A 26,466-nucleotide genomic window follows, 5' to 3' on the forward strand; every position below is an offset into this window, starting at 1 on the left:
GGCGATCGCCGCCGGTGGTCGAGGATGTCGATCGTTCCTATCCGCCCCTCATCGCCGGGCTTGACCCGGGGACCCAGCTGTTTCCGCCGTCGCGCGGCGTTGCCCCTGGGTGGCCGGGTCAAGCCCGGCCATGAGGGCAGGATGAGGTAAAGGACGCAGGTCCGAGCCGCCTCAGCCCCGCAGGCGCTTGGCGGCGTTCATCAGGTCGAGCGCCTTGTCGTAATCCGGCACGATGTCGTATTCGACCGAGCGCGCCATCTCCTCGTCCAGGCTGTCCCACTGGATGGCGTCGAGCTCGTCCTTGGTGAACAGGTCGAAGCACGCCTTGCTGCCCATCTGCGCCACCGGGTTGAACGTGCCCTCGGCGAAGGCGACGGTGTGGGCGATATCGGGCGCCTGCACATATTTCAGGAACTCGAGCGCCAGAGGCGACAGGTTCGGGTTGTTCACCGTGGAGGTGATCTCGATCCAGGCGATGCCGCCCTTGCCGCCGGGCAGCGGGCCTTTCAGCGGGGTGATGCCGCGCAGGTTGGGGTGGCCGTCGGCGCGGGCCGGGGAGACGGAATAGGTGCCGCCGGTCATGTGCAGGTCGATCTCACCGGAAATCAGCGCCTGGTTCATCGAGGCGATGTCGCCGATCAGCTTGGCGCCCTTGAAGACGCGCTTGGCGGTTTCCTCGAACTTGGCGAACTCCTCCGGCGTATGCACCTTGAACGGGTCGATGCCGGCGATGATGAAGATGTTGAAGACATTCCAGTCGTCGGATTCGAGAATGCCGTATTTGCCGGCGAGCGCGGGGTCGTTGAACAGGTCCCAGCCGGTGTCTTCCGCCGTCTTGCGGGAGATCTTGTCGGTATTGACCACGAAGCTGTAGGGCCCGAAGCGCTGGGCCATGCCGATCAGCTCGGTGCCGCTGTCGCTCATCGCCCATTTATAGGGCGGCTTGAACATCGGCAGCATCTTGTCGAAATAGGGCTCGAACTCGGCCTTGGGCAGCGGCTTGATCAGCTTTTCGGGCAGCATCACCTTGCGTGCCCAGGGATTGTTGACGTTGATCAGGTCCCAGGTGTTGATCTCGCCGGCGCGCAGCCGGTTGATCATGGTGGGGTCGTTGGTCAGGCTTTCCGCCTTCACCGTCGCCCCGGTCTTGGAGCGGAACGGGTCCAGCACCTGGGCGGAGTTGTAGCCCTCCCAGCACAGGATGTTCAGCTCCTTTTCCCGCGCCGCGAACGCCTTGTTGGCGTTGAACAGCGGCCCGGCGGCGGCAAGCGCACCGAAGCCCGCCCCCATGCCTTTCAGTACCGACCTTCTCGAAACAGGCGCCATCTCGAAGTCCCCTCTGGATTGTTGGCGCGGAACGTCGGGCGGCCGCGCATGCGTTCGGCATTCGTCCTGCGGCATCCGTGGTGGGCGGATGTGGTAGATATGTTGGACTGTGTGAGATCCTAAACATCTGGATTTGGGCTTTACAACACCAAATTTGCGGCCCAACCTGATGAAAAGGAGGGCAGCCTGTTTTGCAGGCATGCCAGCCGACGGCATTTTCATTTGCCGGATAATAAACTCCAGAGAACATCGGGACCCGCCGCATCATGTTTACCTCGCTTGAAGGCAAGACCGTCATCGTCACCGGGGCCAGCAAGGGGATCGGGCGCGGCCTCGCGCTGCGCTTCGGCCAGGCCGGGCTCAATGTGCTGGTGGTGAGCCGTTCGCTCGCCGAGGCCGGGAAGGTGGCGGCCGAGATCGGCCCCAGAGCCTCCGCCTTCGCCGCCGACGTGACCAAGGCCGAGGACATGGCGGCGATGGCCGCCGCCGCGCTGGAGCGCTACGGCGCCATCGACGTGCTGTGCGCCAATGCCGGCATCTTCCCCGCCGCCAAGCTCGGCGACATGACGGGCGAGGATTTCGACCATGTCATGGGCACCAATCTCAAGGGCACCTTCCTCTCCGTCTCCGCCGTGCTGCCGGCGATGAAGGCGGCGAAGAAAGGCCGCATCATCATCACCTCCTCCATCACCGGGCCGATCACCGGCTTTCCCGGCTGGACCCATTACGGCGCCTCCAAGGCCGGGCAGATGGGCTTCATGCGCACGGCGGCGATCGAGCTGGCGCCGTGGAACATCACGGTCAACGCCGTCATGCCCGGCAACATCCTCACCGAGGGCATGGAAGGCATGGGCGAGGCCTATATCGCCTCCACCGCCGCCTGCGTGCCGATGAAGAAGCTCGGCAGCGTGTTCGACATCGCCAATGCGGCGCTGTTCTTCGCCAGCGAGGAAGCCGGCTACATCACCGGGCAGGGCATGGTGATCGATGGCGGCCAGGTGCTGCCGGAATCGCCGATGGCGCTGGATGAGATGGGCACCGCCTGAGGCGCGAGAACACCTCAGAACGTCGCGGCGAACATCAGCATCAGCTGGCTGGCGGCCTGCTCCGCCACCGGCAGGCCCTGCGCCGTGGGCCGGAAACCGTCCGCGCGGTAGAGATTGTAGTCGTATTGCAGCGTGACGGTGAAAGGCCCGGCCGGGGTCCAGCTGAGATTGGCGCCGACATTCACATTGTCGATGGCTGACGCGCCATAGGTGACCTGCGCCAGCGGGTCATCGACGGCGAAGCGTCCATAGCCGCCGAAAAAGGCCGAGTTCCACCGGTCGTTCCAGTTGTGCAGATACTGGCCCACAGCGCTCCAGCCGCGCACCTTGACCAATGAGCCGTCCAGCCGCCGAAACGCGTCGGGCGCGGTGAGGCGCCCGCTGGGGTCGATGAGGCCGAGATAGGAGGTCGCCCCGTCGGCATAGGCGGCCTGAAGATAAAGCGTGTCGCCCGTGCCCAGCGTCGGCAGGTTGAACATCACCCCCGCCTGCAGCGCATAGCCCCACACATGGGTGGAGGCGCCGATGCGCTCGCTCACCGGCGCCTGCGCGAGCTGGTGCAGCGCGCCGGAGAGCTGGAAGTCGCCCCAGTCCCCGCTCTGGCCAAAGGTGGCGACAAGCTCCGGCAGGCGCGTGGCGGGGCTCCCGGAAGCGTCATCCGTCCGTGAGGCTGTCCCCTCCGCGACGACGGGCAGGATGCCATTGTCGCGCTCGGCCGAACTTTCCAGGGCCAGCCGCGCGGTGAAGCCGGCCGGCAGGTTCCAGGTGTAGCCCAGCACAGAGATCTGCGTCTGGTCGCCAATGGTCACCGGGTCGGTGCCCATCACATTGGCATTGGCGTAGAAATCGAAGAAGGACTGGTGATAGCCCATCGTGAAGCCGGCGAATTCGATGCGCATGTCATAGGGCTGGAAGTCCGCCCGGTCGGTGAGAGCCTCCCCCCAGGGGTCGGCGCCGCGCCAGATGAGGCGCACATCGGTATAGGAGCGCAGCGTGCCATAGTCGGTCTGGGTGCGCGCATCGGTGACGAAGCCGAAGGTGGATAACCAGTAGGCGCGGGCATTGCCGGCGGGATAGTCCGTGTAGCTGTTGGCGTAGGTTTCCGCCCAGAGATAGCCGCCGATCCGCAGGCAGGTGCCGGTCTCCGGGATAAGGACGAAGCCCGGCCCTTCTGCCGTGCAGGCGCGCAGAAGGCGGGCGGCGTAGGCGGGGGCGGGCGGCTCGCCAGCGTCGGCCGGGGTCGCGAAGGCGCAGAAGAGGGCGAGCAGCGCCGCCGCGCGTGCCCCCACGCTGCCCCCGTCCCGGGGGCGGGCCGGGCTCGGCGGGCATTGCCCTGCGGCTTTTGCTGGTTCAAAGCGCATGAGACGTTAAATATCAGCCCGCTTCGCTATTGATGAGGGCGTGATGGCCGATTCGCACTGTCTCTATCGCCACGGCTTCCTGCGCCTCGGCACCGCCGTGCCGCGCGGCCGGGTGGCGGATGTCGGCTTCGCCCTCGCCGAGCATCTCGCTCTGGCGCGCGAGGGCGAGGCGCGCGGCATCGGCGTGCTGCTCTATCCCGAGCTCGGCCTGTCCTCCTACGCCATTGACGACCTGCTGTTTCAGGACGCGCTGCTCGACCGGGTGGAGGCGGCGATCGCCGAGATGGTGGCCGCCTCGCGCGATCTGTTTCCGGTGCTGGTGGTCGGCGCGCCGCTGCGCCGCGAGGGCCAGCTGTTCAACACGGCGGTGGTGATCCATCGTGGCGCGATCCTCGGCGTGGTGCCCAAAGGCTACCCGCCGAACTACCGCGAATTCTACGAGCGTCGGCACTTCACCCCCGGCCTCGGCACGACGGGCAGCATCGCGGTGGCGGGCATGGACGTGCCCTTCGGCACCGATCTCCTGTTCCGCTCCGGCGGCGCGGTGCCCTTCACCTTCCATGTCGAGATCTGCGAGGATCTGTGGGTGCCGCTGCCGCCCTCCACGCGCGGCGCGCTGGCGGGCGCGGAAGTTCTGCTCAACCTGTCCGCCAGCAACATCACCATTGGCAAGGCGCGCCACCGCCGGCTGCTCTGCGCCGGCCATTCCGCCCGCTGCCTCGCCGCCTATGCCTATTCCGCCGCCGGGCCGGGCGAATCCACCACCGACCTCGCCTGGGACGGACAGGCCGCCATCTTCGAGAATGGCGACTGCCTCGGCGAAAGCGAGCGCTTTCCGGAAGGGCCGACGTTGCTCGCCGCCGATGTCGATCTGGAGCGCCTGCGCCAGGAGCGCATGCGCATGAACACGTTCGGCGAGACCATGCGCGAGGAGGGGGCGGCAGGCTTCCGCCGCATCGGCTTCTCGCTTGAAACCCCGCCCGCTCCGGCGCCGCTGGAGCGGATCTTCGAGCGCTTCCCCTATGTCCCGGCCGACCCGGAACGCCTCGCCGAGGATTGCTACGAGGCCTATAACATCCAGGTGCAGGGCCTCGCCCAGCGGCTCGCCTCGTCCGGCGTCCGCCGCGCGGTGATCGGCGTTTCCGGCGGGCTCGATTCGACGCAGGCGCTGCTGGTGGCGGTGCGGGCGATGGACCGGCTCGGCCGGCCGCGCAGCGACATTCTCGCCTATACGCTGCCCGGCTTCGCCACGTCGGATGCCACCCGCGCCAATGCGCAGGCGCTGATCGAGACGCTCGGCGTCACCGGCGGCGAGATCGACATCCGCCCGGCGGCGCGGCAGATGCTGGCCGATCTCGGCCACCCCTTCGCCGGCGGCGAGCCGGTCTATGACGTGACCTTCGAGAATGTGCAGGCGGGGCTGCGCACCGACTATCTGTTCCGCCTCGCCAACCAGCAGGGCGGGCTGGTGGTCGGCACCGGCGACCTCTCGGAGCTGGGGCTCGGCTGGTGCACCTATGGCGTCGGCGACCACATGTCCCATTACAACGTCAACGCCTCGGTGCCGAAGACGCTGATCCAGCACCTCATCCGCTTCGTCGCTGCCTCGGGCGACGTGTCGGCGGCGACCGCGCGGGCGCTGGAAGCCGTGCTCGCCACCGAAATCTCGCCGGAACTGGTGCCGGCGGAGGCGGGAGCAACCATCCAGTCGACCCAGCAGGTGGTGGGGCCCTACGCGCTGCAGGATTTCAACCTCTACTACCTCACCCGCTATGGTTTCCGCCCCTCGCGCATCGCCTATCTCGCCTTGCACGCCTGGGGGGACGCTTCGCGCGGCGCCTGGCCGGCAAATGTCCCGGAGGAGGACCGGCGCGCCTATAGCCGCGCGGAGATCCGCCACTGGCTGCGCCTGTTCCTCAAGCGCTTCTTCGCCAACCAGTTCAAGCGCTCGGCCCTGCCCAACGGACCGAAAATCACCTCGGGCGGCTCGCTCTCGCCGCGCGGCGACTGGCGCGCGCCGTCCGATGCGAGTGCGCAACTCTGGCTCGATGAGCTCGACGCGAACTTCCCCGAGGACGCCTGAGAAACGCAGCCCGCCAGAATGAGGAGCCGCGCGGCCAGCCGCGCGGGCGTGAGCCCATGACCGACGACACCACCCCGCACAGCTACCGCCTCGCCGCGCTCGACCAGGATTTCATCCTCAGTGATTCCATGCGCGGCGTGCGCTTCCTGTTGGAATACGCCAAGCCGGAGGAAGAGCTGCGGCGCTGGCGCATCCGCTCCACCCTCGTTGTGTTCGGCTCGGCGCGGGTGCGGGAGAACGGGCCGGGCCGCCAACCCTTCATCTATGAGCAGGCGCGCGCCTTCGGCCGCCTCGCCTCCCAGCGCGGTGGCGCGCTCGATGTGGCGGAAGGCGGCTACCGCGACAATGTCATCGCCACCGGCGGCGGGCCGGGGGTGATGGAGGCGGCCAATCGCGGCGCCTATGAGGTGGCGGCGCCGAGCATCGGCTTCAACATCACCCTGCCGCATGAGCAGGTGCCGAACCCCTACACCACGCCGCAGCTGACCTTCCGCTTCCACTATTTCGCCATGCGCAAAATGCACCTCGCCATGCGCGCCAATGCGCTGGTGGTGTTTCCCGGCGGCTTCGGCACGCTGGACGAGCTGTTCGAAATCCTCAACCTGCAGATAACAGGCAAGGCCCCGGCTGCGGCCGTGGTGCTGTTCGACGAGGCCTATTGGCGCTCCGTGGTCAATTTCCAGGCGCTGATCGACGAGGGCATGGTGAGCGCGGCGGAAGTGGCCAGCCTCCGCTTCGCCGACACGGCGGAGGACATCTGGACCCAGCTGGTCGAGGGCGGGCTGAAGCTGCCCGCCCGCTGACGGCGCCGTCTCAGGCGCGGGCGGCGATCCAGGCCGCGATGCGCGGCCACACCAGCCGGTGCGCCTGCCGTCCGGCGAGAATGGCGAGGTGCTGCAGCCCGACGCCGATCTCGGCCGGGTGCTCGACGATCTCGGTGCTGCCCGCCGCCATATGTGCGAAGAACGGCTCCACCGCCGCGCGCGGGCCGATCTCGTCGCTCCGGCTCACCGCCGCCAGTGCCGGCAGGCGCAGCGTCTGCGGGCCGATAAGCCGGCCGCCGAGTTCCAGCCGCCCGGCGGTGAAGCGGTCCTCGCGGTAGAGCCATTGCACCATTTCATGCACGAGCTTGCCGGACAGCGGCACCTCGTCGAGCGCCCAGCGGGTGATCCGCAGATGCAGGGCGAGCGCGGCGGGATCGCCGAGGCTCAGCGCGCCGTCCAGCCAGCGGTGCCAGACAAAAGTGCCGGGCGCGAGCAGGGCGCAGGCCTGTCCCAGCTGCGCGCCGGGCACAAGGCCGTCTTCCGGCGTGCGGTCTTCCCGCAAAGCCACCGCGTCGCGGAAGGCGCTGGAGCCGGGCGCGAAGCTCAGCGGCGCGGCGAGCAGCACCAGCGCGCGGAAATGCGCCGGTTCCAGCGCCGCCGCCAGCGCCGCCAGCGTGCCGCCGAGCGAATGGCCGAGGACCACCGGCGTCCCCGCAACGCGCGCCGTCACCGCTTCCGCCGCCGCGAGCACGGCGCGGGCATAGTCTTCCAGCCCGTGCGGCGCCCCGCCCGCCGCGGGCGGCCGCCATTCCACCAGATGCACGTCGAGCCCATGGGCGAGCCCGGTGCCGACAACGCTCACCTCCGGCGCGAGGTCCCAGACATAGGCGCGCTTGATCGGGGCGGGGACCATCAGCGCCGGCGGGCCCTGGGGCGCGGTGCCGCCGATGTAGTGCCGCAGCCGCCAGAGCGGGGTCTCCGCCACGATCTCATAGGGGTGCTCGGCGAGGCCGTAGCCGAGCAGGTCGAGCGTGCGGGCCTGGGCCGCGCGCCAATTCTCCTGCGCCGCGCGCTGCGTCGCCCGGGCGAAGGCGAGAGGGTCGGGGAACGGCGCGTCGGGCAACAGGGCGTCCTCCATCACCGATGCCGGCACCGCCGACCGGTGGAGCCAGCCTAGCACGGGAACGGCCGCTCGCCTTGATGCGGGTCAGTCGGTCGCGGCGAGCACCGTGGCCAGAGGCAGCGGCGGCGGGCGCTGGAAGCCGGGCGCGCCGGCCAAGACACGCCCGGCGATCTCAATGCCGCGCCGCGCTGCCGCCGCCGCCGGCGAACCGGCGAGCCAGCCATCGATGAAGCCGGCAGCGAAGGCGTCGCCCGCCCCGGTCGTCTCGGCGGGCGCGGCCAGCGCAGGCACCGGGAGCGCGGTGCGCCGCTCCGCCTCGCATAGCAGCACCGGCCCCGCGCCCTGCGTCACCACCAGCGAGCGCAGGTCGTCGCCGCCGATCGCCCGCGCCTCGCGAAAGGCATCCGCCCCGGTGAACAGCGCATGGTCGGCGCTGGAGGCGATGAGCACCTGTGCCGGCCGGCTTTCCGTGCGCTCCAGCGGCACCTGCGCCACCACCGGCAGGCGTGCGGCCAGCGCCTCCAGCAGGCCGGGCGCGGCGCGGCGGAGATTGACATAGGCGATGTCGGCTTCAAGCGCGGGCAGGCTTGTGAGCCGGCGCGCCTCCGTGCCGGCCGGCGCGATGATGGTGCGTTCGCCCTCCGGCCCGATGAGAATATCGAGCGGGACGGTGGGCGCATCGGTCTCGCGCATCGCGCGCAGATCGAACCCCATCGCCTCAAGCTGGGTCCGGCAGGCGCGGCCGGCGGCGTCGGTGGAGAGCGGCGCCACCAGCGTCACGCGGTGGCCGAGCGCGCGCAATGCCGCGCCGGTGTTGAAGCCGCCGCCGCCGAGGCGCAGGCTCATCTCGCTCCGCGTCAGCCTTTCGCCGGCACGCAGCGGGGCGGTGAGGCGCCACAGGCGATCGACATTGACGCTTCCGATCACCAGCACATGGGCCATGGGGTTCCTCCGGGGCGGCCCGCGCCCGCATGCCGCGCGGCGAGCGATAGGGGCGGGCGCGGGGTTTGACAAGCGTTCGCGGGCCGCCGCGCCGCCTCGACGCCGCCGCGCTTTGCCGCTACCTCTAGGAGGCGCCGAGGCTTTTGCTGGGCTGCTGGCGGCGGGCACAGGGAGACGGGACCGATGAAGCTGGTGCGCTATGGCGAGAGCGGGCGCGAGCGCCCCGGCCTGATCGACGCGGACGGCGTGCTGCGCGATCTCTCGACGCTGGTGGCCGATATTGAGGGCAAGGTGCTGGTGCCGGAAAGCCTCGCCCGCCTGCGCGGCCTCGACACGTCGGAACTGCGCGTCGTCGAAGGCACGCCGCGCCTCGGCCCCTGCGTCGGCGCGGTCGGCAAATTCGTCTGCATCGGCCTCAATTACCTCGACCATGCCGAGGAGGCCGGCATGCCGATCCCCGCCGAGCCGGTGATCTTCCTCAAGCCCACCAGCTGCATCGTCGGGCCGAACGACGCGGTGGAGATTCCGCGCGGCGCGACCAAGACCGATTGGGAGGTCGAGCTCGGCATCGTCATCGGCAAGCCGGCTAAATATGTAGCGGTCGAAGACGCCTATGACCATGTCGCCGGTTACTGCATCGTCAATGACGTGTCCGAGCGCTCCTTCCAGCTGGAGCGCGGCGGCACCTGGGACAAGGGCAAGGGCTGCGACACGTTCGGCCCCATCGGCCCCTGGCTGGTGACCGCGGACGAGATTCCCGATCCGCAGGCGCTCGACATGTGGCTGGAGGTGGACGGGGTGCGCCGCCAGACCGGCTCCACCCGCACCATGATTTTCGACGTGCCGACGCTGGTGTCCTATGTCAGCCAGTTCATGAGCCTGCAGCCGGGCGACATCATCTCCACCGGCACGCCGCCGGGCGTCGGCCTCGGCATGAAGCCGCCGGTCTACCTCAGTCCCGGCCAGACGATGCACCTGTCCATCACCGGGCTCGGTGAGCAGCGCCAGACCACCGTCGCGGCGGGTTGAAGCCGGCCCGGTTGCGGCAGATCAAGGCGCCGCGCGCGCGCCTGTGCTGAGCTTCCGCCGTTCACGTCCGCCCGTGGTCGACGTGGGAGGGTGCCATGCCGGAAGCCGAGCTTAACCGCCGCCTGCGCGACGCCGTGGAGCGCGTTTTGAGGGATGCCGAGGTGGAAGTGGGCATCTGCCGCGACAAGCGCATCATCACCCTGACCGGGCGCGTGCCGACGCGCGGCCTGCAGATCAGCATCGAGGATGCGGTCGGCCGCCTCGCCGGCGGGTTCACCATCGTCAACCAGGTGAAGGTCGAGCCGCCGCTCTATTGCCGGACGGTGCGGCTGCATTGAGCGCGGCGCCGATTGTCGCGCTCCCCTTGAAGCGTCGAGACGCTGATCGACAGGCGGGCCGGGCAAGGCGACGCAGGCCATCTCCTTTTTTGTCGATCGCCGCGGATTCCGCTTTCTTGCCATCGGACAGGCGGCCGCCTTCTCCTTTATCCTGCTCACCGTCGTCACCATCCTGACGCTGGTCCCGTCGCGGACCATGAGGGACGTCCGAGCATGACCGATATGCCGCCGAAAGCCGAACCCCAAAGCTCCAATCGCTGGCGCCGCTTTGCCGAATGGGACGAACGCCCGCTGCGTTACGACCTGTTCGCGGCGGAAAACCCCGAGGCCGGCTTCTCCGTGTTCCGCAGCCCCTATGACCCCGCGCCCTCGCTCAGTGTCGAGGGCGGCCGGGTGACGGTGATGGACGGCAAGGCGGAAGCCGATTTCGACATTCTGGACGCCTTCATCGCCGCCCATCACATCGACCCCGCCATGGCCGAGACGGCGATGGCGATGGACCCGGGCGAGATCGCCCGCATGCTGGTGGACATCAATGTGCCGCGTCAGGAACTTGAGGCGCTGGCGCGGGGCCTGACCCCGGCGCGCCTTGCCGAGGTCGTGGGCCGGCTGTCCGCGCTTGAGATCGCCTTCGCCTATTCCAAGATGCGCCAGCGCCAGACCCCCGGCAATCAGGCCCATGTCACCAATGCCAAGGACGACCCGCTCCAGCTCGCCGCTGACGCCGCCGTCGCCGTGGCGCTGGGTTTCGACGAGATCGAGACCACGATGCGCGTCTCCTCCAACAGTTGGGCCAATGCGCTGGCCTGCACGGTGGGGGCGGCGGTCGGGCGCGGCGGCGTGCTGTTCCAGTGCTCCATCGAGGAAGCGGAGGAGTTGCAGATCGGCCTTGCCGGGCTCGCCTCCTATGCCGAGACGGTCTCGGTCTACGGCACCGAGCGCGCCTTCATCGACGGCGACGACACGCCGTGGTCCAAGGCGCTGCTCACCGCCGCCTATGCCTCGCGCGGCATCAAGGCGCGCTGCACCTCCGGCGCGGCGGCGGAACTCTTGATGGGCTTTCACGAGCAGCGCTCGCTGCTTTATCTCGAAGCGCGCTGCCTGTGCCTGCAGCGGGCGATGGGCGTGCAGGGCACGCAGAATGGCGGCATCGACGGCGCCCCGCTCACCGCCTCCATGGCCGGGGGGGTGCGCGAACTGATGGCGGAAAACCTCATCGCCGTCTGGCTCGGGCTCGAATGCGCCTCCGGCAATGATTGCCGCACCAGCGAGTCGGAAATCCGCGTCGGCGCCAAGATCACGCCCTATCTGCTGGCCGGCTCCGACCTCATCTGTTCGGGCTTCGGTTCGATCAAGAAATACGACAATTCGTTCAACCCCTCGCTGTTCAATGGCGAGGAGATCGAGGACTATCTGCTGCTCCAGCGCGATTTCCAGACCGATGGCGGCCTCACCCCGGTGGAGGAGGACCAGGTGCTGGGCCTGCGCGTGCGGGCGGTGGAAGCGCTGGCGGCGGTCATGGACGAGCTCGGCCTCGGCACCGTGCCGCGGGCACGGATGATGTCCGTCGTGTTCGCCTCCGGCTCGGAGGAGACGCAGAGCTACAGCGCCGGCGAAGTGACGCCGATCAGCGCCGCCATCAAGGCGCGCGGCATCACCGCGCTCGATGTGGTGCGGGCGCTGGCGAGGCGCGGCTACACCGAGGAGGCGGAAAACCTGCTCCTCATGCTGCGCCAGCGCATTTCCGGCGACTATCTCCAGACCTCCGCCCTGGTGCGTGACGGGCGGGTGCTGAGCGCGATCAACGACCCCAATGACTATCGCGGCCCCGGCACCGGCTACCGCATGCCCGAGCCGCGCTGGCAGGCCGTGCAGGGCATCCGCAACGTGCTCACCCGCGAGCGCGTGCTGGCGGCCGAGAATGTCGTCGCCGAGGCGGTGGGCGAGGCGGACTGGCTGGTGCCGGCCGGCGTCGCGGCGAAGGGCAGCGATCCGCATGAGGTGGTGATCGGCGTCAGCCCGGCCTTCGCCCGGCAACTGCACCAGACCACGGCCGGCCATGCGCTCTCCGACGTGGTGGCGGCGCTGGTCGGCGGCATCGAGGCGGGGGGCGGCACGGCGCGGGTGGTGCGGATGATGCACACCGCCGACACCTCCTTCCTCGGCCTCGCCGCCGCAAGACTGTCGGGTTCCGGCTTCGGCATCGGCATACAGGCCAAGGGCACGACCGTGCTGCACCAGGCCGACCGCATGCCACACATGAATCTCGAACTGTTTTCCAACGCCCCGCTGACCGGGTTGGAACATTACCGCGCGCTCGGCCGCAACGCCGCTCGCCACACCTTCGGCGAGGCGCCCGAGCCGGTGATGGTGCCCACCCATGGCGAGGCGCTCGGCGCGCGCTTCCATGTGCGGGTGGCGCTGCTCTACGCCATCGAGACCGGTCTCATCGATCTCACTGTCCACCCCATCGAACTCAACTACCGCCCCGCCCGGCCGGCGACGGAGGCTGCCCAATGAGCGCGAAACCCTTGAGCGATCTCGACCTCTACCCCGTCGCCGAAAAGGCCCCGGAGCGGGTGACGACGCCCACCGGCAAGCCGCTTTCCGCCCTGACATTAGAGGCCGTGCTTGCCGGCGAGGTCGGCAATGAGGACATCGCCATCACCCCGGAGGCCTTGATATTACAGGCGAATATCGCCCGCGCCGCCGGCCGGGCGACGCTGGCGGCCAATTTCGAGCGCGCCGCCGATCTGGTGCGCGTGCCGCAGGACCTCATCCTCGATACCTATGAGCTGCTGCGCCCCGGCCGCGCCGAAAACGTGCAGCAGCTGCTCGACCGGGCGGCGCTGCTGCGCCGCGACTACGGCGCCGAGCGAGTGGCCGCCCTCATCGAGGAAGCCGCCGCCGTTTATGCCAGGCGCGGCCTCTTCGTGAAGAGATACTGAGCCGTTTCAAAGGCTTGGCAGTAGCTTTCAGGGCAAGGTGAGACGGCGCACGGCGTCGCGCCAGCCGGCGAGCTTGGCCTCACGCGTCTCGGCCGGCATGACCGGATCGAAGCGGTGGTCGAGCCGCCAGGAATCGGCGAAGCGCCCCGGTGCCGGCATGATCCCGGCCTGGTGCCCGGCGAGATAGGCGGCGCCGAGCGCCGTGGTCTCGCGAATCACCGGCCGGTCAACCGGCGCGGCGAGCAGGTCGGCGAGGCGCTGCATGGCGAAGTTGGAGGCAACCATGCCGCCATCGACACGCAACACCGGCGTGCGGTGGCCACTGGCCCCCGAGCGCGCCCAGTCGGCATTCATCGCGGCGATGAGATCGGCCGTCTGGTAACAGACGCTCTCCAGCGCCGCGAGGCAGAATTCGGCGGGCCCGGAATTGCGGGTGAGGCCGAACATCGCGCCGCGCACATCGGGGTTCCAATGCGGCGCGCCGAGGCCGACAAAGGCCGGCACGAGATAGACCTGCTGGGCCGGATCGGCGGCTTCCGCCAGCGCTTCGCTCTCGGCCGAGTTCTTGATGATGCCGAGCCCGTCGCGCAGCCACTGTACCGCCGCGCCGGCGACGAAGATCGAGCCTTCGAGCGCATAGGTCCGCTTGCCACCGAGCTGATAGGCGATGGTGGTGAGCAGCCGGTTCTCTGAGACAACGGCGGTCGCCCCGGTATTGAGCAGGGCGAAGCAGCCTGTGCCGTAGGTCGATTTGATCATGCCCGGCTGGAAGCAGGCCTGGCCGACGGTGGCCGCCTGCTGGTCGCCGGCGATGCCGCCAATGGCGATGGCGCCGCCGAGCAGGCGAGGGGCCGTGGTGCCGAAATCGGCGGCACAGTCCTTCACCTCCGGCAACATGGAGCGCGGCACGCGCAGAAGCGCCAGCAGGTCGTCGTCCCAGGCGCCGGTGTGGATGTTGAACAGCAGGGTGCGGGCGGCGTTGGTGGCGTCGGTGGCATGCACCGCACCGTCCGTGAGCTTCCACAGCAGCCAGCTGTCCACCGTTCCGAAGGCAAGCTCGCCGCGCTCGGCGCGGGCGCGCGCGCCCGGCACATGGTCGAGAATCCAGCCGATCTTGGTGCCGGAGAAATAGGGATCGAGGATCAGCCCGGTACGCTCCCGCACCAAGGCCTCATGCCCTTCCGCCTTCAGTTTCGCGCACAGTTCGGCGGTGCGGCGGTCCTGCCAGACGATGGCGCGGTGGATGGCCGCGCCGGTCTTGCGATCCCACACCACGGTGGTTTCGCGCTGATTGGTGATGCCGATGGCGGCGATGTCGGCGGCGGTGAGGCCAGCCTGTTCCATCACCGCGCGGCAGGTGGCGAGCGTCGTCTGCCACAGGTCTTCCGCCTCATGCTCGACCCAGCCGGAAGCGGGGAAATGCTGCGGAAATTCCTGCTGCGCCTGTGCCGCTATCGAGGTGTCGGGCCGGAACAGGATGGCGCGGGAGGACGTCGTCCCCTGGTCGATGGCGAGAAGATGGGTGGTCACGAGGCGCTCCGCGAAAAGGCGTCATCCCGGCGAGGGCGGCGCGTGCAAAGTGCCACCTGTTCGGGACGTGGTCTATGTCGGGCGGCATGCCGTGCATGACGGCACGGGACGAGACAACGTCCCGGACGGCGGGGGCGTCCGGGACGCAGAAGCCGGGGCGCCCTTTTGGGCGCTCCGGCATTGGATCAGTGGACCCGCGTCAGTTCTTCTTCGGCGGGGTGGCCGGCCAGGAGTTGATCAGCGTGTCATAGTCGATGGTCTCGCCCTGCGGCTTCTCATTGGCGAGCTTGGGCTGCGGAGCGAGGTTGCCGGATTCCTTGGCGAGCTTCACCCAGTATTCCATCGGGTGCTTCGCGTTCAGCTTCGGGCCGCATTCGCCCTGCACGCCGGAACGCTCCAGACGCTCCATCACCGATTCCTGCGCCTGCGCGAGCGAGTCCATGGCCGCCTGCGGGGTCTTGGCGCCGGAGGAGGCGTCACCGATGGCCTGCCACCAGAGCTGGGCAAGCTTCGGATAGTCCGGGACATTGGCGCCGGTGGGCGACCACTGCACGCGGGCCGGGGAGCGATAGAACTCGATCAGACCGCCGAGCTTGGGCGCGCGTTCGGTGAAGCTCTTGTCCCAGATGTCGCTCTCGCGGATGAAGGTGAGGCCGACATGGCTCTTCTTCAGCGAGACGGTCTTGGAGGTGACGAACTGGGCATAAAGCCAGGCCGCCTTGCGACGGTCGACCGGAGTGGACTTCAGCAGCGTCCAGGAACCGACGTCCTGGTAGCCGAGCTTCATGCCGTCCTTCCAGTAGGCGCCCTTGGGGCTCGGGGCCATGCGCCACTTCGGCGTGCCGTCGGCGTTCATGACCGGCAGACCTTCCTTCACCATGTCGGCGGTGAAGGCGGTGTACCAGAACATCTGCTGGGCGATGTTGCCCTGGGCCGGCACCGGGCCGGCTTCGGAGAAGGTCATGCCGGCCGCCTGCGGCGGCGTGTACTTCTTCAGCCACTCGATATACTTGACGATGGAATAGACGGCCGCCGGGCCGTTGGTGTCGCCGCCGCGCTCGACGGTCGAGCCGGTGGGGCGGCAGCCTTCCATGCGGATGCCCCATTCATCGACAGGCTTGCCGTTGGGCAGGCCGCGGTCGCCGTTGCCGGCCATGGAGAGCCACGCATCGGTGAAGCGCCAGCCGAGCGAGGGGTCCTTCTTGCCGTAGTCCATGTTGCCATAGACCTTCACGCCGTTGATTTCCTTCACGTCGTTGGTGAAGAACTCGGCGATGTCCTCATAGGCGGACCAGTTCAGCGGCACGCCGAGCTCGTAGCCATACTTGGCCTTGAACTTGGCCTTGATGTCCGGGTTGGTGAACCAGTCGTAGCGGAACCAGTAGAGGTTCGCGAACTGCTGGTCCGGGAGCTGGTACACCTTGCCATCCGGCGCGGTGGTGAAGGAGATGCCGATGAAATCCGCGAGGTCGAGCGTGGGGGAGGTCACGTCCTTGCCTTCGCCGGCCATCCAGTCGGTCAGCGGCACGGCCTGCTTGTAGCGGAAATGCGTGCCGATGAGGTCGGAATCGTTCACCCACGCATCGTAGATGTTCTTGCCCGACTGCATCTGCGTCTGGATCTTCTCGACCACGTCACCTTCCTGGATCAGGTCGTGGGTGAGCTTGATCCCGGTGATCTCGGAGAACGCCTTGGCGAGGACCTTCGCCTCATATTCATGGGTGGTGATGGTCTCGGAGACGACGTTGATCTCCATGCCCTTGAACGGTTCGGCAGCCTTGATGAACCATTCCATCTCCTTCATCTGCTCGTCCTTGGAGAGCGTGGAGGGCTGGAATTCGCTGTCGATCCACTTCTTGGCGGCGGCCTCGTCCGCGCGCACGGGCGCGGCGAAGGCGATCAGCGCCATGGCGCTGGCGGCCAGCAGAAGCCGGCCTCGGCTCATTGTCGGCAACATGGGTCTTTCCTCCCGTTCATTCCCAGAAATCACGCGGCTTTCTGCCGCTTAGGCGACTTCACACGAGGCGGAACACCGCCAGCGCGTAGACAAGGCAGAGCGCGAGCGCCCAGCCGAGATTGGGTCCCACCAGGGCGAGCCAGGCGAGGTTGATAAAGGCGCTGCCGAGCAGCGTGATGAACAGCCGGTCGCCGCGCGTGGTCGGAATGCCGAGCACGCCGACACGCGCGCGCTCCGGCCGCCACAGGGCGAGAACGGTGAAGACGGCAAGCAGGGCGGCGATGGTGGCGAAGAAGGCCGCCGTAGGCCAGGTCCACGCCATCCAGGCCGTGTTCTCGGCGAGCCGTTCCATGAAGGGCGACGAAGCGTTTTCCATGCCGTCCTTCCTCACACCCGCCCGAGGGCGAAGCCCTTGGCGATGTAGTTGCGCACGAACCAGATGACGAGCGCGCCGGGGATGATGGTGAGCACGCCGGCGGCGGCGAGCAGGCCCCAATCCATGCCGGCGGCCGAGACGGTGCGGGTCATCGTCACCGCGATCGGCTTGGCGTTGGTGGCGGTCAGCGTGCGCGCCAGCAGCAGTTCTACCCAGGAGAACATGAAGCAGAAGAAGGCTGCGACGCCGATGCCGCTCGCGATCAGGGGCATGAAGATCTTCACGAAGAAGCGCGGGAAGGAATAGCCGTCGATGGCCGCCGTCTCGTCGATCTCGCGCGGCACGCCGGACATGAAGCCTTCGAGAATCCACACGGCGAGCGGCACATTGAACAGGCAGTGCGCCAGCGCCACGGCCCAGGGCGTGTCGAACAGGCCGATGGCCGAATAGAGATTGAAGAAGGGCAGAGCGAACACGGCCGGCGGGGCCATGCGGTTTGACAGCAGCCAGAAGAAAAGGTGCTTCTCGCCGACGAAGCTGTAGCGCGAGAAGGCATAGGCCGCCGGCAGCGCCAGCGTGATCGAGATCACGGTATTCAGCGCCACATAGGTCAGCGAATTGATGTAGCCGGAGTACCAGCTCGAGTCGGTGAAGATCTTGATATAGTGCTCGAACGTGATCTCGTTCGGCCACAGTGTGACGCCGGAATTGATCTCGAAATTCGTCTTCAGGCTCATATTCACGAGCCAGTAGATCGGCAGGATCAGGAAGGCGAGATACAGCACCATGACAAGGGTGCCGCCGCGCGAGGAGGCGTGGGACGAGGCGCTCATGCCGGGTTCTCCTCCTGCCGGCGCTCGGTCCCGGCATGCGTCATCACGGTGTAGAAGACCCAGCACAGGGCAAGCACGATGAGGTTGTAGACGAGGCTCATCGCCGCCGCCTTGCCGAGATCGAACTGGCCGAGAGCGATCTTCACGAGGTCGATGGACAGGAAGGTGGTGGCGTTGCCAGGCCCGCCGCCGGTGAGCACGAAGGGCTCCGTGTAGATCATGAAGCTGTCCATGAAGCGCAGCAGAACCGCGATCAACAGCACCCGCTTCATCTTCGGCAATTGGATGGTGGTGAAGATCGCCCAGCGCGAGGCGCCATCGATCCGCGCGGCCTGGTAATAGGCGTCGGGGATCGACTTGAGGCCGGCATAGCACAGGAGCGCGACCAGGCTGGTCCAGTGCCACACATCCATCACCACGATGGTGATCCAGGCCGCGAGCGGGTCGCCCGTATAGTTGTAGTCGATGCCGAGAGCGTTGATCGCCCAGCCCGCGAGGCCGATATCGCCGCGCGCGAACACCTGCCAGATGGTGCCCACCACGTTCCACGGGATCAGCAGCGGCAGCGCCATGATGACCAGCGTGGCGGCCACCTTCCAGCCCTCACGCGGCATGGACAGCGCGACGAGGATGCCGAGCGGCACCTCGATGGCAAGGATAATGGCGGAGAACAGCAGGTTTCGCCACAGCGCGTCGAGGAAGCGCCCGCCGAGCTCGGTCGAGGGATCCAGCAGTTCCTGGAACCAGCCAAGACCGTTCCAGAAGAACTGGTTGTTGCCGAAGGTGTCCTGCACCGAATAGTTCACCACCGTCATGATCGGCAGGATGGCCGAGAAGGCGACGATGAGGAAAACCGGGGCGACCAGCAGCCAGGCGCGGTTGTTGACGGGCTTGTCCATCACGCAACTCCCTCGCGGCCGGCGGGCTCGCCGGGCACCAGCACGCCATCGGCGTAGATGTGGATCTGCCGGGAATCGAGTGTCAGGCCGGCGCTATCGCCGTCGAGCGACAATTCCTCCGGGACCATGGCTGCCGCCGGGTTGCCTGATATCTCGATGCGGGCGATGCGGGCGCGCCCGATATCCTCGATACGCGTCACCTTCACCGGCAGGCCGTGGCCCGGCTTGGCCAGCGTGGCGAATTCAGGCCGCACGCCGAGTTCGATCCGTTCCCCCGCCGGCAGGGCGGGATAGGCCCGTTCCAGCGCGATGGCGACGCCACCCACATGGGCGGTGCGGCCCTCGACCTTTGCCGGCAGCACATTCATGCCCGGCGAGCCGATGAAATGGCCGACGAAGGTGTGGGCGGGGCGCTCGAACAGCTCTTCCGGCGTGCCGGTCTGCACCACTGCGCCGTCATGCATGACGACGACGGTGTCAGCGAAGGTCAGCGCCTCCGTCTGGTCATGCGTCACATAGATCATGGTCAGGTCGAGCGCGCGGTGGAGCTCCTTCAGCGACGAGCGCAACTGCCATTTGAGATGCGGGTCGATGACGGTGAGGGGCTCGTCGAACAGGATGGCGGCGACATCCTCGCGCACCAGCCCGCGCCCGAGCGAAATCTTCTGCTTGGCGTCGGCGGTGAGGTTGGACGCCTTGCGGTCGAGCACCGAGCTCATGTCGAGCCGGCTCGCGATCTCCTCGACGCGGCGGGCAATCGCCTCGCGCGGCATTTTGCGGTTCTTCAGCGGGAAGGCGAGGTTCTCGCGCACCGTCATCGTGTCGTAGACGACGGGGAACTGGAAAACCTGGGCGATGTTGCGCGCCTCGGTCGGCAGCCGCGTGACGTCGCGGTCGTCGAACAGGATGCGCCCGCGGGTCGGGATGACGAGGCCGGAGATGATGTTGAGCAGCGTGGTCTTGCCGCAGCCCGACGGCCCGAGCAGCGCATAGGCGCCGCCTTGCCGCCACACATGGTTGATCTCTTTCAGCGCGTAGTCCTGCGGGCCGCGCGGGTCGGGCCGGTAGGCATGGGCGAGACCGTCGAGGGTGATGCTTGCCATGATGCTCTCCCTCAGGCCGCCGCCGCATCGCGGACGGGCGCGACGCTCCGGCCCTCGGCGTCGAACAGCAGAATGTGGCGGGGGTCGATCAGCACTTCCACCGGCGCGTCGGGCTCCAGGCGTCGCACGCCGGGAACCAGCGCGGTGAGGCGTTCCGCGCCCATATCCATGTGCAGGAAACTCTCCGACCCAGTAACCTCGGTCACCGCGATGGTGGCACCGAGCCGGATCAGCCCTTCCCCAGCGATACGCTCGGCGGTGGCGACATCCTCCACTTCGAGATGGTGGGCGCGCACGCCGATCGTGTAGGCGCCGTTCGGGACGTGCGCCAGCGGCCCATGTGCCGGCAGCACGGTGCCGTTCTCCATCAGCACCGTGTGCCCCTGCTTGGTCACGCGCAGTGCATTGAGCGGCGGATCGGAAAAGACGCGCGCCGTGGCGAGATTGGCGGGGCGGCGGTAGACCTCGGCGGTGGGGCCGAACTGGGTCATTGCGCCTTCCAGCAGCGTGGCGGTGTGCCCGCCGAGCAGCAGGGCCTCGGTCGGTTCGGTGGTGGCGTAGACGAACACGGCGCCGGTCGAAGCGAAGATGCGCGGCAGCTCTTCGCGCAGTTCCTCGCGCAGCTTATAGTCGAGATTGGCCAGCGGCTCGTCGAGCAGCACGAGATCCGCGCGCTTCACCAGTGCCCGGGCGATGGCCGTGCGCTGCTGTTGGCCGCCCGAGAGCGCCAGTGGCGTGCGCTGGAGATAGGGGTCGAGCTTCAGCAGCTTCGCCGCCGAGAGCACGCGCTCCTCGATCTCCGCGCGCGGCAGTCCGGCCACCCGCAGTGGCGAGGCGATGTTCTCATAGACGGTAAGCGCGGGGTAATTGATGAATTGCTGGTAGACCATGGCGACGCTGCGCTTCTTCACCGACAGGCCGGTGACGTCGCGTCCGTCCACCAGCACCCGGCCGGAGGTCGGGGCGTCGAGGCCGGCCATCAGCCGCATGAGGCTGGTCTTGCCCGCGAGGGTGGCCCCGAGCAGCACGTTCAGGCTGCCGCGCTCCAGCCGCAGCGACACGTCGCGAATGAAGCGAACGCCGCGCACGCTGCGCGAGACATGGGCGAGTTCGAGTGTCATTGCGCAATCCCCCGCAGCGAGGCCGGCGCCGCGACACTCACCCCGCTTTCGGCCATGAAGGCATCGAGCGCGGCCGTCTCCTCAGCGGAGAAGCGCAGGCCCAGCTTTGAACGCCGCCATAGCACATCCTCGGCGGTACGTGCCCACTCCTCCCGCATCAGGTAGCGGACCTCCGCCTCGGTCAGGTCGGCGCCGAACACGCGCCCGAGATCGCCGGCCGACCGGGCGCCGTCGAGGATCCGCATGGCGCGCGTACCATAGGCGACGACCAGCCGGCGGGCGAGGCGTTCATCGAGCCAGGGGTGCGCGCGCAGGATCTGGGCGACGATGCGCGGCTGGTCATGCACGCCGAAATCCCCGCCCGGCAGCGGTGCGGTGCCGGTCCAGGATGTCTTGGAGGCAGCCGGCAGATAGGGGATCAGCTTTTCGATGGCGTGCTCGGCGAGGCGGCGATAGGTAGTGATCTTGCCGCCGAAGACGGAGAGAACCGGCACCCGTCCGTCCTGGTCGTCCAGTTCCAGCACATAATCGCGCGTGGCTTCCTGCGCCTTGGAGGCGCCGTCGTCATAAAGCGGTCGGACGCCGGAATAGGTCCAGACCACGTCGCCAGGCGTTACCGGGCGGCTGAAATACTCGCTCGCAGCGGCGCAGAGATAGGCGATCTCCTCCTCGCTCGCCACCGGCCGGCTCGGCGTGCTGCCGAAGTCGCGGTCGGTGGTGCCGATGAGGGTGAAGTCCTGCTCATAGGGAATGGCGAAGATGATACGACCGTCCGCATTCTGGAAAATGTAGGCCCGGTCATGGTCGTAGAGCCGGGGCACGACGATGTGGCTGCCCTGCACGAGGCGGACATTGGCGGGCGAATTGGCACGCAGCACATGCGCCAGCACGTCATGCACCCAGGGGCCGGCGGCATTGACCAGCGCGCGCGCATTGACCACCTGGCGTGCGCCGCCCTCCTCGAACTCGATGCGCCAGAATTCCGGCTCTCGGCTGGCGGAGACGACGCGGGTGCTCCGGCGTATGTCGGCGCCGCGCTCGGCCGCGTCGAGTGCGTTCAGCACCACCAGCCGGCTGTCCTCCACCCAGCAGTCGGAATATTCGAAGGCGCGGCGATAACCCTCGCGCAGCGGCCGGCCGGCAGGGTCGCGCGCCAGATCGAGCGAACGCGTGGCCGGCAGAAGCTTGCGCCCGCCGAGATGGTCGTAGAGGAACAGCCCAAGCCGGAGCAGCCAGGCGGGGCGCAGGCCGGCGTGGTGCGGAAGCACGAAGCGCAGCGGCCAGATAATGTGCGGGGCAATCGCCCACAGCACTTCGCGTTCGGCCAGCGCCTCATGCACCAGCCGGAACTCGTAATGTTCGAGATAGCGCAGCCCACCATGGATCAGCTTGGTGGAGGCAGAAGAGGTCGCGCCGGCGAAATCGCCCTGTTCCAGCAGGACGACGGAGACCCCGCGCCCGGCGGCATCGCGGGCGATGCCGCAGCCATTCACGCCCCCGCCAATGATCGCAAGGTCGTAAATCTCGTCCCGAGTTCGAGCGTTCAAAGGCGTGTCTCCCGATGCGCTGCTTTAGGTCAGTAGCGCTTTCGTTTTTATCTTCATATCGACGCTATACGAAAGTGTTTTTGGTCGCAATAGCGTCAAATCGAAAGAAGCGAACCTTCGATTGGGTGCATTGCAGCAATTCCGTGGCAGGTTGCTGGCATGCCAGCCGCGCCGCCCGTCGCCCCCGGCGACGCTGCGCACCGGCGCCGGCGCGACGGCTCGGCCGTGAGGCGTCTATCGGACTGTGGGAGCGCATTTCCCCAAATCGTAAGCGAGGCCGGGCCGTGCCGGCGACGGCGGGCGTGCGGTCCCCCGGCACCGCTGCGCTGCAGCAACGATTTGCTCTTGTCATGTTGAGTTATCGGCGCATAACTAAACACAAAGCTAAATCGTTCCGGCGCGTCTTGCGCCACGGTGAGCCATGAAAGGGGCAGAAAGCCCCTCGTTCTCTGGGAGGAGAGCATGCTGAAGCAGTGGATACCCCTTTTGGGGGCGACGGCCGTTTGCGCGCTGATGTCCGTGCCGCAGGCGGCGAAGGCCGAGCAGCTCACGCTGTGCTGGGCGGCCTGGGACCCGGCCAATGCGCTGGTGGAGCTGTCCAAGGACTTCACCGCCAAGACCGGCATCGACATGAAGTTCGAGTTCGTCCCCTGGACCAGCTATGCCGACCGCTTCCTCAATGAACTGAATTCGCGCGGCAAGCTGTGCGACCTCATCATCGGCGACAGCCAGTGGGTCGGCGGGGCGGCGGAGAACGGGCATTATGTGAAGCTGAACGACTTCTTCGCGAAGGAAGGCATCAAGATGGATGACTTCGTTCCCGCGACGGTCGTCGGCTATTCCGAATGGCCGAAGAACACGCCGAACTACTGGGCCCTGCCGGCGATGGGCGACGTGGTGGGCTGGACCTACCGCAAGGACTGGTTCCAGCGCCCGGAGATCCAGAAGGAGTTCAAGGCAAAATACGGCTGGGACCTCGACGCGCCGAAGACCTATGACCAGCTCAAGCAGATCGCCGAGTTCTTCCAGAAGCGGCAGATCGACGGCAAGACGGTCTATGGCGCCTCGATCTACACCGAGCGCGGCTCGGAAGGCATCACCATGGGCGTGACCAACGTCCTGTACGATTGGGGTTTCATGTATGACAACCCCAAGAAGCCCTATGACATGCAGGGCTATGTGAACTCGCCGGACGCCATCAAGGGCCTCGAATTCTACAAGGCGCTTTACGATTGCTGCACCCCGCCCGGTGCGTCGAACGTCTATATGGTGGAATCGGCCGACGCCTTCAAATCCGGGCAGGTGGCGATGCAGATGAACTTCGCCTTCACCTGGCCTGGCCTCTACAAGGACGAGAAGGTCGGTGGCGACCGCATCGGCTTCTTCCCCAATCCGGCGGAGAAGTATCATTACGCCCAGCTCGGCGGGCAGGGCATCTCGGTGGTGTCCTACTCGGACAAGCGCGACGCCGCCCTCCAGTACATCAAATGGTTCGCCCAGCCGCAGGTGCAGGCCAAGTGGTGGCAGCTCGGCGGCTATTCCTGCCTGAAGGCGGTGGTCGACGCGCCCGACTTCAAGACCAGTCAGCCCTATGCGCCGGCCTTCCTGGAATCGATGGCGATCGTGAAGGATTTCTGGGCCGAGCCGTCTTACGCCGAGCTGCTGCAGGCGATGCAGAAGCGGGTGCATGACTATGTCGTCGCCGGCAAGGGCACGGCAAAGGAAGCGCTCGACGGGCTTGAGAAGGACTGGACCGAGATCTTCAAGGAAGACGGCAAGATCTGAGACTGCCACCATCTGATCCTCTCCCGAACGGGAGAGGGGCCCGCCAAGCGGGTCGGTGAGGGGGCGACCTGCGCGTCGAGCGCCCCGCATCCCTCGCCCCATCCTCTCCCCGGCGGGGAGAGGGAGTAGGCTCCGCTTCCTCCCGCGGGCGATCCGGCTCCTTCCGAGACCCCACCGGATCGCCCCTTTTCCGCCGACGCCAGCGAGGGCGCGCGTGACGACATCCCCACACACCTATGCCGACAAGGCCGCCGAGGCGGCCGTGCGGGCAACCCCGGAACCACTCGCGAGGCGGGTGCGGGCGCTTTCCGACAAGGCGATTGCCTGGCTGTTCATCGCGCCCACCATCGCGCTGCTGCTCGCGATCAACATCTTCCCGCTGTTCTGGGCGATCTACCTGTCCTTCACCAATTACCGCGCCAACCGCCCCAATGCGGAGGTCAAGAATGTCGGCCTCGGCAATTATTCGCGGGTGCTGAACGATCCCGATATCTGGGCCTCGATGCAGACCACGGCGCATTTCGTGTTCTGGACCATCCTTCTTCAGACGGTGATCGGCTTCGCGCTGGCCTATCTCATCGACCGCAAGTTCCGGGGGCATGCGTTCTGGACGACGCTCATCCTCATTCCGATGATGCTCTCGCCCGCCGTGGTCGGCAATTTCTGGCGGTTCCTCTATGAGCCGCAGATCGGCCTGTTCGCCTATGCCGTTTCGTTCCTCACCGGTATCCCGACCTCCGAGATCCAGATGCTCGGCAGCGTGAGCCTGGCGCCCTGGGCGATCATCATCGTCGATACCTGGATGTGGACGCCCTATGTGATGCTGATCTGCCTCGCCGGACTGCGCTCCATTCCCGACTACATCTATGAAGCGGCCGAAGTCGATCGCGCGTCGAACTGGCGGCAGTTCTGGTCGATCACCGTGCCGATGGCGCTGCCCTTCATCATGCTGGCGGTGCTGTTCCGTGGCATCGAGAACTTCAAGATGTTCGACATGGTCAACCTGCTCACCGGCGGCGGGCCTGGCTCGACCACCGAGGTTGCCTCCATCGCGCTCAAGCGCGACGCCTTCGAGGCGTGGGCGACCGGGCGCTCGTCGGCCTTCGCCATCGTTCTCTTCGTCGCCGTGTTCGGCCTCGCCAACATTTACGTCAAGGCGCTCAACAGGGTGAAACAGCGATGAGCTCGGCAAACACCGCCCATTCGGTCGTCGAGCCGAGCGCCCGTTCCAAGCGCATCGCCGCGACGCTGGTCATTCTCTATGCGGTCATCACCATGATCCCGCTGGTGTGGATCTTCCTCACCTCGATCAAGTCCCCGCCGGACTCGATTTCCTATCCGCCGAAGATCCTGTTCACGCCGTCGCTGGAAGGCTACTGCAACCTCTTCACCACGCGCACGCGGCAGACCCCGGAATACATCGCGTCCCTTCCGCCGCCGGAGGGTATGTGCGACGCGGTCACGCGCGAGCGCAACATGGTGATCGCCGGTCCGTCCAACTTCCTGCCGCGCTTTACCAATTCGCTGATCATCGCCTTCGGCTCCACCTTCCTGGCGGTCGGGTTCGGCACGCTGGCGGCCTATGGCTTCTCGCGCTTCAAGGTGCCGCTGGCGGATGATCTGCTGTTCTTCATCCTCTCCACCCGGATGATGCCGCCCATCGCGGTGGCGATCCCCATCTACCTCATGTACCGGCAGCTTGGCCTTTCCGACACCGCGCTGGGGATGATGCTGCTCTACACGGCGGTCAACGTCTCGCTGGCCGTGTGGCTGCTCAAGGGCTTCATCGACGAGATCCCGCGCGAATATGAAGAGGCGGCGATGATCGACGGCTATTCGCGGCTGCAGGCTTTCCGCAAGGTGGTGCTGCCGCAGGCGACCACCGGTATCGCGGCTACCGCGATCTTCTGCCTGATCTTCGCCTGGAACGAATACGCCTTCGCCTCGCTGCTCACCTCCGGCAGCGCCCAGACCGCGCCGCCCTTCATCCCCACCATCATCGGCGAGGGTGGACAGGACTGGCCGGCGGTGGCGGCGGGCACCACCATCTTCCTGGTGCCGATCCTCGTCTTCACCATTCTGCTGCGCAAGCAGCTGCTCCGCGGCATCACTTTCGGGGCGGTACGCAAATGAGCGAGCCTGTTCTCCCCCCGCACGCAGCCGCTTCGGCGAAGCCCTCCCGCCCCTTCTTCCTGCGCCGCGGGCCGATGGAGGCGGTCGCCGTCACCGTCATCGGCCTTGGCTTCCTCATGCTGTTCCAGCCCTTCGCGCTGGTGCTCTACACCTATTCCCTCGTCACCCTCCTCGCCGGCACGTTCATGTTCATGATCGTGTCCAAATTTCCGGAGTAGGCGC

23 protein-coding genes are annotated in these 26,466 nt (G+C 67.2%); 11 read left to right on the plus strand and 12 right to left on the minus strand.

The annotated features are described in order from the left end of the window. Positions 1–171 precede the first annotated feature (171 nt). Positions 172–1,326, minus strand: a complete 1,155-nt coding sequence (locus J2S75_RS05750; RefSeq protein WP_307018856.1) for an ABC transporter substrate-binding protein — start codon at positions 1,324–1,326, stop codon at positions 172–174. 266 nt (positions 1,327–1,592) lie between these two features. Between J2S75_RS05750 and fabG the strand changes: the two genes are divergently transcribed. Further along, positions 1,593–2,372: a 3-oxoacyl-ACP reductase FabG gene (gene fabG / locus J2S75_RS05755; RefSeq protein ID WP_307018857.1), complete on the plus strand. Its 780-nt coding sequence runs from the start codon at positions 1,593–1,595 to the stop codon at positions 2,370–2,372. Positions 2,373–2,386: 14 nt separating this feature from the next. On the opposite strand, the gene J2S75_RS05760 is transcribed toward fabG, so the two are convergent. Then, on the minus strand, positions 2,387–3,661 hold the full coding sequence (locus J2S75_RS05760) for a porin (RefSeq protein ID WP_307018858.1): 1,275 nt from the start codon (positions 3,659–3,661) through the stop codon (positions 2,387–2,389). Positions 3,662–3,776: 115 nt separating this feature from the next. Between J2S75_RS05760 and J2S75_RS05765 the strand changes: the two genes are divergently transcribed. After that, entirely contained in the window at positions 3,777–5,816 is a 2,040-nt protein-coding gene (locus tag J2S75_RS05765; protein WP_307018859.1) for an NAD(+) synthase, read from the plus strand. A 56-nt stretch (positions 5,817–5,872) separates the two neighbouring features. Beyond that, positions 5,873–6,619 carry an LOG family protein gene (locus J2S75_RS05770; protein WP_307018860.1) on the plus strand — a complete coding sequence of 249 codons (747 nt, stop codon included), beginning with the start codon at positions 5,873–5,875 and terminating at the stop codon, positions 6,617–6,619. Positions 6,620–6,629: 10 nt separating this feature from the next. On the opposite strand, the gene J2S75_RS05775 is transcribed toward J2S75_RS05770, so the two are convergent. Both J2S75_RS05775 and J2S75_RS05780 read right to left on the minus strand, forming a co-directional pair. Beyond that, on the minus strand, positions 6,630–7,703 hold the full coding sequence (locus J2S75_RS05775; RefSeq protein WP_307018861.1) for an alpha/beta fold hydrolase: 1,074 nt from the start codon (positions 7,701–7,703) through the stop codon (positions 6,630–6,632). An 84-nt stretch (positions 7,704–7,787) separates the two neighbouring features. Further along, entirely contained in the window at positions 7,788–8,645 is an 858-nt protein-coding gene (locus tag J2S75_RS05780; RefSeq protein WP_307018862.1) for a PfkB family carbohydrate kinase, read from the minus strand. A 183-nt stretch (positions 8,646–8,828) separates the two neighbouring features. Between J2S75_RS05780 and J2S75_RS05785 the strand changes: the two genes are divergently transcribed. From J2S75_RS05785 to J2S75_RS05800, 4 genes are all read left to right on the plus strand, one after another. Further along, on the plus strand, positions 8,829–9,674 hold the full coding sequence (locus tag J2S75_RS05785) for a fumarylacetoacetate hydrolase family protein (protein WP_307018863.1): 846 nt from the start codon (positions 8,829–8,831) through the stop codon (positions 9,672–9,674). A gap of 95 nt (positions 9,675–9,769) precedes the next feature. Continuing rightward, positions 9,770–10,012: a BON domain-containing protein gene (locus tag J2S75_RS05790; RefSeq protein ID WP_307018864.1), complete on the plus strand. Its 243-nt coding sequence runs from the start codon at positions 9,770–9,772 to the stop codon at positions 10,010–10,012. 213 nt (positions 10,013–10,225) lie between these two features. Continuing rightward, entirely contained in the window at positions 10,226–12,532 is a 2,307-nt protein-coding gene (locus J2S75_RS05795; RefSeq protein WP_307018865.1) for a propanediol/glycerol family dehydratase large subunit, read from the plus strand. Continuing rightward, positions 12,529–12,960, plus strand: coding sequence for a diol dehydratase small subunit (locus tag J2S75_RS05800; protein ID WP_307018866.1), 432 nt, complete (start codon positions 12,529–12,531; stop codon positions 12,958–12,960). Before J2S75_RS05795 ends, J2S75_RS05800 begins: the two co-directional genes overlap by 4 nt. 27 nt (positions 12,961–12,987) lie before the next feature. Here J2S75_RS05800 and glpK read toward each other — a convergent pair whose 3' ends face one another. The 8 genes from glpK to glpD all read right to left on the minus strand — a co-directional run bounded on the left by glpK (position 12,988) and on the right by glpD (position 22,326). Further along, complete coding sequence (glpK, locus tag J2S75_RS05805) at positions 12,988–14,490, minus strand: glycerol kinase GlpK (RefSeq protein WP_307018867.1); 1,503 nt, start codon at positions 14,488–14,490, stop codon at positions 12,988–12,990. 199 nt (positions 14,491–14,689) lie between these two features. Next, complete coding sequence (locus J2S75_RS05810) at positions 14,690–16,447, minus strand: ABC transporter substrate-binding protein (protein WP_307018868.1); 1,758 nt, start codon at positions 16,445–16,447, stop codon at positions 14,690–14,692. A gap of 58 nt (positions 16,448–16,505) precedes the next feature. Then, a complete protein-coding gene (locus J2S75_RS05815) occupies positions 16,506–16,823 on the minus strand; it encodes a DUF2160 domain-containing protein (RefSeq protein ID WP_307018869.1) in 318 nt (105 codons plus the stop codon). Between the two features lie 11 nt (positions 16,824–16,834). Next, positions 16,835–17,656: a carbohydrate ABC transporter permease gene (locus J2S75_RS05820; protein WP_307018870.1), complete on the minus strand. Its 822-nt coding sequence runs from the start codon at positions 17,654–17,656 to the stop codon at positions 16,835–16,837. Continuing rightward, the gene (locus J2S75_RS05825; protein ID WP_307018871.1) at positions 17,653–18,555 is read right to left on the minus strand and encodes a carbohydrate ABC transporter permease; all 903 of its coding nucleotides are present in this window, start codon (positions 18,553–18,555) and stop codon (positions 17,653–17,655) included. Before J2S75_RS05825 ends, J2S75_RS05820 begins: the two co-directional genes overlap by 4 nt. Continuing rightward, positions 18,555–19,658, minus strand: coding sequence for an ABC transporter ATP-binding protein (locus J2S75_RS05830; protein ID WP_307018872.1), 1,104 nt, complete (start codon positions 19,656–19,658; stop codon positions 18,555–18,557). The genes J2S75_RS05825 and J2S75_RS05830 overlap by 1 nt, the downstream gene beginning before the upstream one ends. 11 nt (positions 19,659–19,669) lie before the next feature. Next, positions 19,670–20,779, minus strand: coding sequence for an ABC transporter ATP-binding protein (locus J2S75_RS05835; RefSeq protein WP_307018873.1), 1,110 nt, complete (start codon positions 20,777–20,779; stop codon positions 19,670–19,672). After that, positions 20,776–22,326 carry a glycerol-3-phosphate dehydrogenase gene (glpD, locus tag J2S75_RS05840; protein WP_307018874.1) on the minus strand — a complete coding sequence of 517 codons (1,551 nt, stop codon included), beginning with the start codon at positions 22,324–22,326 and terminating at the stop codon, positions 20,776–20,778. Before glpD ends, J2S75_RS05835 begins: the two co-directional genes overlap by 4 nt. Before the next feature lie 513 nt (positions 22,327–22,839). Between glpD and J2S75_RS05845 the strand changes: the two genes are divergently transcribed. The 4 genes from J2S75_RS05845 to J2S75_RS05860 all read left to right on the plus strand — a co-directional run bounded on the left by J2S75_RS05845 (position 22,840) and on the right by J2S75_RS05860 (position 26,462). Beyond that, entirely contained in the window at positions 22,840–24,111 is a 1,272-nt protein-coding gene (locus J2S75_RS05845; protein ID WP_370874096.1) for an ABC transporter substrate-binding protein, read from the plus strand. Positions 24,112–24,325: 214 nt separating this feature from the next. After that, positions 24,326–25,294 (plus strand): carbohydrate ABC transporter permease, encoded by a 969-nt coding sequence (locus J2S75_RS05850; protein WP_307018875.1) that lies wholly within the window; start codon positions 24,326–24,328, stop codon positions 25,292–25,294. Next, on the plus strand, positions 25,291–26,244 hold the full coding sequence (locus tag J2S75_RS05855) for a carbohydrate ABC transporter permease (RefSeq protein ID WP_307018876.1): 954 nt from the start codon (positions 25,291–25,293) through the stop codon (positions 26,242–26,244). Before J2S75_RS05850 ends, J2S75_RS05855 begins: the two co-directional genes overlap by 4 nt. Continuing rightward, positions 26,241–26,462: a hypothetical protein gene (locus tag J2S75_RS05860; protein WP_307018877.1), complete on the plus strand. Its 222-nt coding sequence runs from the start codon at positions 26,241–26,243 to the stop codon at positions 26,460–26,462. Before J2S75_RS05855 ends, J2S75_RS05860 begins: the two co-directional genes overlap by 4 nt. The last annotated feature ends 4 nt before the right edge of the window (positions 26,463–26,466 follow it).

Origin of the sequence: Ancylobacter polymorphus (assembly GCF_030813495.1) — a bacterium.
Lineage (GTDB): Bacteria > Pseudomonadota > Alphaproteobacteria > Rhizobiales > Xanthobacteraceae > Ancylobacter > Ancylobacter polymorphus.